The sequence below is a fragment of the Arthrobacter sp. MDT1-49-2 genome (assembly GCF_059090185.1).
The window spans coordinates 28802-40418 of sequence record NZ_JBNHFK010000013.1 but is presented as its reverse complement, the minus strand read 5'-3'; the positions used below and the strand labels follow the sequence as shown (position 1 = coordinate 40418).

Annotated in this window: 8 protein-coding genes; 5 read left to right on the top strand and 3 right to left on the bottom strand. The window is 65.7% G+C overall.

What is annotated here, in order from left to right; translation table 11 throughout:
• Positions 1-252: 252 nt before the first annotated feature.
• Positions 253-468: a DUF7455 domain-containing protein gene (locus tag AC5RTS_RS15745; RefSeq protein ID WP_493992955.1), complete on the bottom strand. Its 216-nt coding sequence runs from the start codon at positions 466-468 to the stop codon at positions 253-255.
• Between the two features lie 252 nt (positions 469-720).
• On the opposite strand from AC5RTS_RS15745, the gene AC5RTS_RS15740 reads away from it, so the two are divergent.
• Positions 721-2832 (top strand): DNA gyrase/topoisomerase IV subunit B, encoded by a 2112-nt coding sequence (locus tag AC5RTS_RS15740; protein WP_493992954.1) that lies wholly within the window; start codon positions 721-723, stop codon positions 2830-2832.
• Between the two features lie 150 nt (positions 2833-2982).
• Positions 2983-3930, top strand: coding sequence for a choloylglycine hydrolase (bsh, locus tag AC5RTS_RS15735; RefSeq protein WP_493992953.1), 948 nt, complete (start codon positions 2983-2985; stop codon positions 3928-3930).
• Between the two features lie 23 nt (positions 3931-3953).
• Here bsh and AC5RTS_RS15730 read toward each other — a convergent pair whose 3' ends face one another.
• Positions 3954-4943 carry a M56 family metallopeptidase gene (locus AC5RTS_RS15730; protein ID WP_493992952.1) on the bottom strand — a complete coding sequence of 330 codons (990 nt, stop codon included), beginning with the start codon at positions 4941-4943 and terminating at the stop codon, positions 3954-3956.
• 7 nt (positions 4944-4950) lie between these two features.
• Positions 4951-5313, bottom strand: a complete 363-nt coding sequence (locus tag AC5RTS_RS15725) for a BlaI/MecI/CopY family transcriptional regulator (protein WP_493992951.1) — start codon at positions 5311-5313, stop codon at positions 4951-4953.
• 183 nt (positions 5314-5496) lie between these two features.
• On the opposite strand from AC5RTS_RS15725, the gene AC5RTS_RS15720 reads away from it, so the two are divergent.
• The 3 genes from AC5RTS_RS15720 to cydD all read left to right on the top strand — a co-directional run bounded on the left by AC5RTS_RS15720 (position 5497) and on the right by cydD (position 11611).
• Positions 5497-7107, top strand: a complete 1611-nt coding sequence (locus tag AC5RTS_RS15720; protein WP_493992950.1) for a cytochrome ubiquinol oxidase subunit I — start codon at positions 5497-5499, stop codon at positions 7105-7107.
• A 98-nt stretch (positions 7108-7205) separates the two neighbouring features.
• Positions 7206-8222, top strand: coding sequence for a cytochrome d ubiquinol oxidase subunit II (gene cydB, locus AC5RTS_RS15715; protein ID WP_493992949.1), 1017 nt, complete (start codon positions 7206-7208; stop codon positions 8220-8222).
• The gene (gene cydD, locus AC5RTS_RS15710; protein ID WP_493992948.1) at positions 8219-11611 is read left to right on the top strand and encodes a thiol reductant ABC exporter subunit CydD; all 3393 of its coding nucleotides are present in this window, start codon (positions 8219-8221) and stop codon (positions 11609-11611) included. The genes cydB and cydD overlap by 4 nt, the downstream gene beginning before the upstream one ends.
• Positions 11612-11617 lie beyond the last annotated feature (6 nt).

Below are 11617 nucleotides of genomic sequence, written 5' to 3'. Positions count from 1 at the left end.
CACCCGGGCAGGGAGCTTCCTGCCCGCGAAGCACCCCGTACCGCTGCGCGGTGCGGGGTGCTTTCGTCTCACGTGGTGTCCCCGACCAGCCCGGCTCCACACCGGGGCCCTCGGAGCTGTGTACAAGAAGAAGGCGCCGACAAAAAGAAGTCCCCTTCCGCGAAGGAAGGGGACTTCTTTAAGTCTGGTGCATAGTCGCCGCGCCAGCGCGGCTGCTGCGCCGATGGAACCGTGGGTTCTGCCGGCGTTAAACTACTCGACCGGTGCCTTTTCGTTCAGGCGGGACGTCTCGTCCTGCCATTCCGAAGTGAGCGGGCGGAGGTTTGCCTCCACTGCCCGGGCATGGTGTCCGCAGAAAAGCAGTTCCCCGCCGGAGGATTCCAGTACGGCACGTACGTATGCCTGTGCGCCGCAACGATCGCAGCGGTCCAGGCTGTTCAGCTCACGGGTTGCTACTGCTGCTGTCATGAGTTGCCTCCTCAAGGGTGTTGATACTTCATATAACCACCTTTGCCGGCCCTGCTATTGCAGGCGGGCCCGGCTTTCGCTCTACGCGTACCGATCGGCCGGGGGCGGTGTGGGCAGTCTCACCCCCGTCGAGTCGCTGGGCGAAACTGTCACCGGGCGGGATTAACCTTGTAACAGTCCGATTTGTTTCCGGACGATCCTGTTCGGTCATCCCACCGGCCCAGCGGCCGACACCAAGGAGTTTCAACACACGTGGCGCCCCCAAGCTCGAACTACACCGCCCGGCACCTGTCCGTCCTGGAAGGACTGGAAGCCGTCCGCAAACGTCCGGGCATGTACATCGGCTCCACCGACTCCCGGGGGCTGATGCACTGCCTCTGGGAGATTATCGACAACTCCGTTGACGAGGCGCTGGCCGGCTACGGCCAGAGCATCAAGATCATCCTGCACCCCGACGGGTCGGTGGAGATCCATGACGACGGCCGCGGCATCCCCGTGGACATCGAACCGAAAACCGGGCTCTCCGGCGTCGAAGTGGTGTTCACCAAACTGCATGCAGGCGGCAAATTCGGCGGTGGCTCCTACGCGGCGTCCGGCGGCCTGCACGGCGTGGGCGCCAGCGTGGTCAATGCGCTGTCCTCCCGGCTTGACGTCCAGGTGGACCGGGCCGGGAAAACCTATCAAATGACCTTCCGGCGCGGGGAACCCGGCCACTTTGCGGACGCCGGAAAGAAACCGGGTCCCGACGCCAAGTTCTCTCCGTTCCTTGACAGCTCACGTCTGGAAGTTGTCGGCAAGGCCAAGCGGGGCGTGACGGGCACGCGGATCCGCTACTGGGCCGACCGGCAGATTTTCACTCCCGATGCCAAGTTCTCCTACACCGAACTGCAGGCACGGGCACGCCAGACGGCGTTCCTGATCCCGGGTCTGCGCATCACCCTGCGCGATGAACGCCGCCTGCCCGGCACGCCGGGGGAGAATGGTCCGGTGGAGGAAGTCTTCCACCACGACGGCGGCATCGCCGAGTTCGTCGAGTACCTCTCTGCTGACGCGTCCGTCACCGACATCTGGCGGCTGCACGGCTCGGGAAAGTTCAAGGAATCCGTGCCGGTGCTGGACGAGACGGGCAACAGCCGGATCACCGAGATTGAACGCGAGTGCGAGGTTGACATCGCGCTGCGCTGGGGGATCGGTTATGAAACGACCATCCGTTCCTTCGTCAACATCATTGCCACGCCGAAGGGCGGCACGCACCAGACCGGTTTCGAGCAGGGGCTGCTCAAGACCTTCCGGAAGGTCATCGAGGCCAACGCCCGGAAGCTGAAGGCGGGCAACGACAAGATCGAAAAGGACGACGTCTTCGCCGGCCTCACCGCCGTCCTCACCGTTCGGCTGGCCGAACCGCAGTTCGAAGGCCAGACGAAGGAAATCCTGGGCACCTCGGCCGTACGCGCCATCGTCAGCAAGGTGGTGGAGAAGGAGATCACCGCCCGGCTCAATTCCACCGCGCGGGCGGATAAGGCGCAGTCCGCCCAGTTGCTGGAGAAGGTGGTGGCGGAGATGAAGTCCCGGATCTCCGCCCGGGTGCACAAGGAAACGCAGCGCCGGAAGAACGCGCTGGAAACCTCCACCATGCCCGCGAAGCTCGCGGACTGCCGGATTGATGACCAGGAACGCTCCGAGCTCTTCATCGTGGAGGGCGACAGCGCCCTCGGCACAGCCAAGCTCGCACGGTCCTCGGATTACCAGGCGCTGCTGCCGATCCGGGGAAAGATCCTGAACGTGCAGAAGGCATCCGTGGCGGACATGCTCTCCAACGCCGAGTGTGCCGCGCTGATCCAGGTGGTGGGTGCAGGCTCCGGCCGCAGCTTCCAGCTGGACGCCGCGCGCTACGGAAAAGTCATTTTCATGACTGACGCCGACGTCGACGGGGCCCACATCCGCACCCTGCTGCTGACGCTCTTCTTCCGCTACATGCGGCCGCTGGTGGACGCGGGAAGGGTGTATGCCGCAGTGCCGCCCCTGCACCGCGTGGAAGTCATCAATCCCGGCAGCAAGACCAATGAGATGGTCTACACCTACAGTGAAAAAGAGCTCCACGACGTGCTCTCCCGTCTGGAAAAGGAAGGGAAGCGCTACAAGGAGCCCATCCAGCGGTACAAGGGCCTGGGGGAGATGGATGCGGGGCAGCTGGCAGAAACCACCATGGATCCGCGGCACCGGACCCTGCGGCGGGTGCGGATCGCCGAGGCGGCTGCCGCCGAGCAGGCGTTCGAGCTGCTGATGGGCAGCGACGTGGCACCGCGCAAGGATTTCATCATCGCCGGTGCTTCGATGCTGGACCGTGACAGGATTGACGCATAGCCGGCACAGGGATTACCGGTTTTGAAGCCGGGTTAGCCGCAGACACTGCCTAAATGGCCGGTCCGCACCTCACACTGGGAGGGCAGGAACGGGGGCCCGCTGGACGGGCCAGGCTCCTTTGGAGTCCTGCAGACTGAGGAAGTGTCAAAGATGTGCACAGGCATCAGGTTTACCGACGGCAGCGGCCACCTCTATTTCGCACGCAACCTTGACTGGACGTCGGATTTCGGGGAGCGGGTGGTGCTGACGCCCACCGGGTATGCCCCGAAGTCGCCGTTTGGTGCGGTACCGGCGATTCAGCACGCCGTCATGGGGATGGGAATCGTCCAGGAGGACACCCCGCTCTACTTCGACTGCGGCAATGACGCAGGCCTCGCCGTCGGCGGTCTCAATTTCCCGGGTTATGCGCAGTACGCGCCGGGACCGGTTGAGGGTGCGACGAATGTCCCTGCGTTTGAGTTCCCGCTCTGGGTGGCCTCCCAGTTCACCACCGTTGACGAGGTGGAAGCCGCGCTGCAGAACGTCGCGATTGTGGACAGGCCGATCAACGAGAAGTATTCGAGCTCACTGCTCCACTGGCTGATTGCCGACAAGGACCGCGCCATCGTTGTCGAATACACGAGTGCGGGCATGCAGGTCTTCCATGACGACGTTGACGTCCTGGCAAACCAGCCCGGGTTCAACTGGCACCACGAGAACCTCCGCAATTATCTCAACGCCTCGCCGGACTTCCCGGAAGAGGTCGTGCTTAACCAGGCGCATCTGGCGCCCTTTGGATCCGGCTCACTAATGCGGGGCATTCCGGGTGACTACTACTCGCCGTCCCGGTTTGTACGTGCGGCCTACGTCAATGCGCATTATCCGCAGAAGGCCACCGAGGAGGAGAACGTCAGCCGCGCGTTCCACACCCTGCAGCAGGTCGCGATGGTGGAAGGAAGTGCGGCCATGGGGTCCGGGGAATTCGAGAAGACCACGTACACCGGACTCTTTTCATCCCGGACCATGACCTATTACTGGAACACCTACGACGATCCGTCGGTCCAGAGCGTCGCTATGGCCGACCACAAGGCCCAGGGAACGGACCTGGTGATCGTTTAGCGGTTCGGGCCCCTCCCGGGAGGCTACGCCAGCAGACCCGGCGCGATCAGCAGGGTGGTCGGAACGGCGAGCAGAAGGATGGCCAGCACGAGGATCCCCAGGCGGAGGTAGTTCGGAAGCGGCGGCTGCGGGGTCAAAAGCCGGCTGAGCCGTCCGGCGGTGCTCAGGGGTTCGAGACTGTCCGGGCCGCCCAGGGGCATAGGCGTAGTGGCCGGCACCCGGGTGTCCGGTTTCCCCGCGGGTTTGGCCGCGTCCGAAGGCCTTGTCCCCGCGCCGACAATAGCCACGGCACGAACAAGGACTGGCCGGTCCACCTGCTGCAGTGCCTGGTCATCCGCGAGCATTTCAATAAGTTCGTTGACCGAGCGCTGGGCGAGCAGGGAAGTGGGCAGCCAGGGCAGCGCTGCACGCCAGGCTGCAAAGGCCCACAGCAGCAGATGGTGGTGCTGGACCAGATGCGCCCGCTCGTGGGTGAGCACCGCGGAGAGCTCCTGCGGGGTCAGCATGTTCAGCAGCCCGTCCGAAAGGACCGTGACGGACCGTGCGCCGCCCGGAAGGCAGTACGCCACCGGTGTCGGATGCTGGATGACCAGGGTGGACGGTGTGTCCGCTGACGGGGAGCTGAGCAGGTTCAGCATGTCCCGGTGGCGCCGGCGGCCGCGCAGGATGCGGTAGTACGTCAACATGAGCGTGAACACCAGGTGCACGCTCAGCAGGCAGGCCGCGCTGAGGGCAAAAACGTGGACGAGCCCAAGGGTGCTGGCCGGCGCGCCGTCCACCAGAATGTGCCAGAGCCCCTGCAGCCCCTCGATCAGGTTCCCGCCGAGCGGCTCCAGCCCCCACGTCAGCATGGCGCCGATCATGGACAGGCCGCCTGCAAGGGCTATGGCCTGCCACAGGACCATGGCAGTGAACGGGGAGCGGGCGGGCCACTTGGCCCGTGAGAGCAAAACCGGAACGGGCCATGCCAGCAGGAAGGCCAGCGCAGCCAGTGCGTACGAGGTCCAGAACACCCGGTGCTCAGGCGCCCAGCAGCCTGCGCAGCATCTCGGCCTCGGTCTCGGAGACGGACCCGACGAACCGTGCCAGCACGGCCTCACGGTCATTCGCGGTTCCGAGGGCCTCGTGCATCAGTTCAGCCGTATGTTCGGCACGCGTTGTCACTGCCCGGTAGCGGTGCGGGCGGATGTCGCGTTCGCGCTCTACGAGCCCCTTTTTCTCCAGGCGGGAAAGCACGGTCAGCACGGTGGTGACCGCCAGTCCCTTGCCGTCCGTCTCTGCGCGGCTGGCAAGCTTCTCGCGCAGTTCATTGGCGGTTGCCGCTTCGGCTGATTCCCAAAGCAGGTCCATCATTGCCCGTTCCAGTTCACCGAGCGTAGCCATGTCTGTCCTTCTTATCGAGACCCCTGTGATCCCCGGCCATCCGGGTCCAGACTTACTAATGTACCGCGTCTGAGCCGTTGGTTCTACATCACGTAGAAATCTTTCCGTACTTGTTCTACGCTTTGTAGAAGTCAGTCTTCTACGTCCTGTAGAAGTCATAGCTCTATTGAAGGACGAAATAGCGTGGAAGCACTGGATATCGCCCGGTGGCAATTCGGCATCACCACCGTTTACCACTTCCTTATGGTGCCGCTCACCATTGGCCTGGGCCTGGTCGTGGCAGCGCTGCAGACCGCCTGGGTGCGTACTGGTAAAGAGCAATACCTCAGGATGACGAAGTTCTGGGGCAAACTCTTCCTGATCAACTTCATCCTCGGTCTGGCTACCGGCCTCGTGCAGGAATTCCAGTTCGGCATGGCCTGGAGCGAGTACAGCCGGTTCGTCGGCGACGTGTTCGGCGCCCCGCTGGCACTGGAGTCCCTGCTCGCCTTCTTTACCGAGTCGGTCTTCCTGGGGCTGTGGATCTTCGGCTGGAAACGGCTGCCCAAAAAAGTGCATCTGGCCACCATCTGGATCACCACCCTGGCCTCAATGCTCTCGGCCTACTTCATCCTGGCCGCGAACTCCTGGATGCAGCACCCCGTGGGTGTGGAAATGGTGGACGGCCGTCCGGTCATGAACGACATCTGGGCCGTCCTGACGAACAACACCCTTCTCGTCGCCTTCCCCCACACCATCTTCGGCGCGTTCGCTGTCGCGGGCGGGTTCCTGCTCGGCATCGCGTGGTACCACCTCTGGAAGCGGCGCCGGGACGGCATCGACACCGTGGACGACCGCGGCTACGTGGTGGTCGGGGAGCGGCCCGAGATCGGACGTGACAAGACCGACCACGCCGTCTGGCTGCGCTCCCTTCGCGTAGGGGCCGCCATCGCGGTGGTCGCCTTCGCCGGCGTCGCCGTCAGCGGTGACCTGCAGGGCAAACTGATGTTCGAACAGCAGCCGATGAAGATGGCTGCCGCCGAAGCGGCCTGCCATGACGGGACCGGATTCTCGGTTCTTTCCATCGGTGACCCCGGAGCGGCAAACTGCGAAGACGTGGATACGCTGATCGAGATCCCGGGCATGCTGTCCTTCCTGGCGAACGGGGACTTCGACACGGAAATCCGCGGCGTCAACACGCTTCTGGAGGAGTACGAAGACGCCTACGGCACCCATCTTCCGGACGATGAAATGTACGGAACCAATGCCGGCGCCGAAATCGACTACACCCCGAACTTCGCGGTGACGTACTGGGGCTTCCGCATCATGATCGGGTTTGGCGGCATTGCTGCCGTTGCCGCGGCCTTTGCCCTCTGGGTGGTCCGCAAGGGCACCGTGCCCGAGTCCAAGTGGCTCATGCGGCTGGCTGTCTTCGGCATTCTGGCGCCTTTCGGCGCCAACTCCGCCGGCTGGATCTTCACCGAAATGGGCCGCCAGCCCTTTGTGGTTGCCCCGAACCCCACCGGCGTGGACGGCGTGTTCATGTTCACGGCCGCTGCGGTCTCACCGGGCGTCAGCATGGCTGAGCTGATCTTCTCCGTCAGCGCCTTCACGCTGGTGTACCTGGCCCTGCTGATCGTGGAAGTGCGCCTGCTCTTCAAATTCGTACGCGGCGGCGTTCCCGCGGCCATGCCGGGCCTGCTGCACTCCGACGACGACGAGGGCAGCAGCGGCGGTCTGGACTCGGCCGGCGCCGATCCGGACGGCAGCGGCAATGGAAAGAAGAAGGACGATGTCCTTGACTTCGCCTACTGACGCCCTGCCCACCCTGACCTTCCGGACGGCGGCCTGCGGGCCGCTGCCGGAGACCATCCGACCCTGCCGGCTGCCGGCATTTCTGGAGCTCTGAAGTAATGTCGCTACCGTTGTTCTGGTTCATCGTGATTGCCTTTCTGTGGATCGGGTACCTCTTCCTGGAGGGATTCGACCTGGGCGTGGGCATGCTGATGAAGCTGATGGCCCGCAACGAGAAGGAGCGCCGGGTCCTGCTCAACACCATTGGACCCGTGTGGGACGGCAACGAGGTGTGGCTGATCACCGTTGGCGCCATGACCTTCGCCGCCTTCCCCATGTGGTACGCCTCCCTCTTCTCCGCGCTGTACATACCGCTGGTCCTGGTGCTCATGGGGCTGATCTTCCGCGCGGTGTCCATCGAGTACCGCGGCAAGCATGACAGCGACTCCTGGCGGAACCGCTGGGACTGGGGACTGGCATTGGGCTCCCTCGTCGCGGCCTTTGGCGTCGGCGCCGCCCTGGGCCTGACCACTACCGGGCTGCCGCTGAATGAAAACGGTGACCGGGTTGGCGGTGCGTTCGCCTGGCTGACCCCGTACGCCATCCTTGGCGGTGTCGCCGTGGTGGCGTTCTGCCTGGTGCATGCCTGCGCCTTCCTGATGCTGAAGACCGACGGCGAGATCCGGGACCGCGCCCGCAAGGTGGTGCTCCGGTGGCTGCCGCTGGGCATCCTTCCGCTTGCCGCCTGGGCCGTCATTGTCCAGTTCATGAATGCCAAGGTGGCGACGTTGCCCCTGCTCGTTATTGCGGTGCTTGGTGCACTCCTGGCATGGATCTTTGCCCGCCGGGGCAAGGACGGGGCAACCTTTGTGAGCCTGGCGGTCTTCCTGGTGGCAGGCGCGGTGACGATCTTCGCGTCCATGTACCCGGTGGTCCTGCCCTCCACTTTGGACGCCGCCTGGAACCTGACGGTGGAGAACGCTTCTGCGTCCCCCTACGCCCTGAAGGTCATGAGCTGGGTGGCACTGTTCGGCCTGCCCGTAGTGGTGCTTTACCAGGGCTGGACCTACTGGGTCTTCCGGAAGCGCGTCAGCGCCGAGTCCATCCCCGCCCCCCACACGTTCAAAGCCCAGTGAAGCCGGTACTGCCGGTCAGCGCCACCAGCAAGCGGGCGCTGTATCTGTTAGGGCTGCTTGCCGCCCTCAAGGCAGCGGGGCTGGTACTGCTGGCGGACGCTGTTGCCGGCGGGATTGCAGGCCTGGCCGCAGACGGGCCCGACTGGAACCGCATGCTGGTCCTGGGCGCCGCAGGCGCCCTCCTGCGCTCCCTTGCGGTCTGGGGCCAGGACACGGTGGCCCAGCGCGCGGCCGCCGGAGTCAAGGATGAACTGCGCGGGCAGTTGGCGGCCCGGGTGGTGGCCGACGGCGGGACCGCACCCGGAATGGGCAGCGGCGCACTGAGCGTGCTGCTCACCCGGGGGCTCGACGGGCTGGACAACTACTATTCCAAGTACCTGCCCGCCCTGGTTACCTGTGCCGTGGTGCCCCTGCTGGTGGGCGCCCGCGTCCTGGCTGCGGATTGGGTCAGCGCCCTCATCATCGTGCTCACCGTCCCCCTCATCCCGGTGTTCATGATTCTCATCGGGCTGCACACGGAGGATAAGACGGCCACGGCCGTGAACGCCCTGAACCGGCTTTCCGACAACATGCTCGAGCTGGCCAAGGGCCTGCCCGTGCTGGTGGGCCTGGGCCGGGCCAAGGCACAGACCCGAGCCCTGCGCGACGTCGCAGACCGTTACCGCACGACCACGCTGGCGACCCTGCGGGTGGCCTTTATGTCATCCCTGGCGTTGGAGCTCATTGCCACCATTTCGGTGGCGCTCGTCGCCGTCTTTATCGGCGTCCGGCTGGTGCACGGCGGGATGCCGCTGGAAGTGGGGCTGCTGGCCCTCATCCTGGCTCCGGAGTGCTACCAGCCGCTGCGTGACCTGGGTACCGCACACCATTCCAGCGAAGACGGACTTGAAGCGCTGAACCGCACCAACGCTGTCCTTAAGGCACCGGCGGCCCGCTCGCTGATCGGCGGCGGGGAAGCAGCCCGCGGTCCGCTGGATGTTCGGAACCTGTCCGTCACCTATGCCGGACGGCCGCATCCGGCGGTGGAGGATCTCAGCTTTACGGTGCCCGCCGGCAGCATTGCCGCGCTGACCGGTCCCAGCGGATCCGGCAAAACCTCGGTACTTGAAGTGCTGGCAGGGTTGCGCCGGGACGGCGGGGATACCCGCATTGACGGCACGGTGCACGGTGTGGACCGTGCCTCCCTGGCCTGGATTCCGCAGCACCCGGTGCTCGTGGAAGACACCGTCGCGGAGGAGATCGCACTGTATGCCGGTGTGCCGGGGACTGCGTCGGATCCGGATTGGGACGGCAGGGCAGAGGCCCTCTCCGCGCTGGAACTGATTGGCGCCGCACATCTGGTGGATGCCGCAACCGCGGATTTGAGCCCGGGAGAACAGCGGCGGGTCGCGGTGGCCCGGGCCCTCGCCCGGATTCACGGGCGTGGAGCACACGTGCTGCTCGCGGACGAACCCACGGCGCATCTGGATGCCGGCAGCGCCTCCGCCGTCCGTACCGCCCTGGCGGGGCTGCGCGGACAGGCGACCGTGCTGCTGGTGGCACACGACGCTGAAACCGCCGCCATTGCCCAGAGGGTCATTCCGGTGTCCCCGGCCGCCGGCGGTCCGGCCGCGCAGTGGCCTGTGCCCGGATACGCGGACGCCGTACTGTCTGCCGCGGCATTGGGCGGCGCTCCACCGCAGGTTCCGGCTGCCGAAGCCCCCCTGCGCCCCGCAGCCAGCACAGCCGATACTCCCGTTCACCAGCCGCTGTGGAAGAACCTGCTGGTGCTCCGCCCTTGGAGCAGGCAGTTTGTCCTGGCACTGGTGCTGGGCACCGGGGCAACCCTGTTCGCCGTGACCCTCACTGCTCTGTCAGGCTGGCTGATTGTGCGGGCGAGTGAGCAGCCGCCCATCCTGTACCTGCTGACGGCCATTGTCGGCGTCCGCTTCTTTGGAATCGGCCGGGCACTGCTCCGCTACCTGGAGCGCCTGAGCCTGCATGACGCCGTCTTCCGGGCCACCAATGAGCTCCGCGTGCGGCTCTGGAACGGATTGCTTCAGCGCCCCGAGGGATGGCGCCGCGTGGCCCGGGGGTCAGGAGCCCTCGAACGGCTGGTGGGCGATGTCGACGAGCTGCGCGATATTGCGCCGCGGGTGGTGTTCGCCCCGCTGACCGGTTTCCTGACCGGACTGGCCGCCTGCCTGGCAACCTGGCTCCTGGTACCCGAAGGGCGGGCCGTCCAGGCAACGCTGTGCCTGGTGGGTCTGGTCGCAGCGCCGCTGCTTGCGCTCCTGGCTGACCGTACGGCGCGCGCTGCAACGGTGAACCTGCAGGCCCGGTCCATGTCATCGATGGCCCGGCTGCTCTCGGCGGCGCGGGATCTGGAGGCCAACTCCAGCACCGCTCCGGTCCTCGCCCGGCAGGAGCAGCTGGAAGCTGCGGCCGCCAGGGCCGTCCGTCGGAGCGCCTGGGCCCAGGGCCTGGCCAATGCCCTGACCGCGCTGGCCTGCTCTTTGAGTGCGCTGTACATGATCGGTGCCGCACAGGGGCACCCGGCGACCGTTGCCGCCGTCGTCGTCCTGATGCAGCTGGCCCTGATCGAGCCCTTTATTGCCGTGAACGGTTCCATCCAGCAGTTCGCCGCCTGGCGCACGCTGGGGGATAAGGTCCTGCCGGATCTGGGGACCGACGAGGTCGACGACGCCGTCCAGGACGCGAAGGCACCGAGGAGCATCGGCAGGGTAAAGACGCTGCAGTTGGAGGACATCCGGTACCGCTATCCGGATGCTGCCGCAGACGTGCTGTCCGGTGTCAGCCTGTCCGTTTCTGCAGGAGAGTGGGTGGCCGTGACCGGTCCGTCGGGCAGCGGCAAATCCACCCTTCTGGGTGTGCTGCTGGGATTCCTGACTCCGCGCAGCGGGTCCTACCTGATCGACGGGACGCCGGCAGAGTCGCTGCCGCCCGCGGCCCGCCGGATGGCCTGGTGCCCGCAGGAAGCACATCTGTTCGACTCGACCCTGCGCGGCAACCTGCTGCTTGCCCGGGACCGGGCCCTGGCTCCGTCCGAAACGGAAATGATCGAGTCTCTGCGCGCGGTGGGGCTGGGACCGCTGTTCGAAACCCTGCCGGACGGCTTGGACACCCCCATCGGTGCCGGCGGGCATTTCCTCTCCGGAGGCCAGCGCCAGCGGCTCGCCGTGGCGCGGGCACTGCTCGCCTGCGCCGACGTCGTCCTCCTGGACGAGCCCACCGCGCACCTTGACGCCGCGGCCTCAGGACAGCTCATGGCTGACCTGAAGTCCGGTCTGCGGGGGAAAGCGGTGGTGGTGGTCACGCACAATCCCGCGGACGCCGCTTGGTGCGACCGGGAAGTCGCGCTGGATGCGGAGCCGGTGCATCTGTCCTAGGGTGGA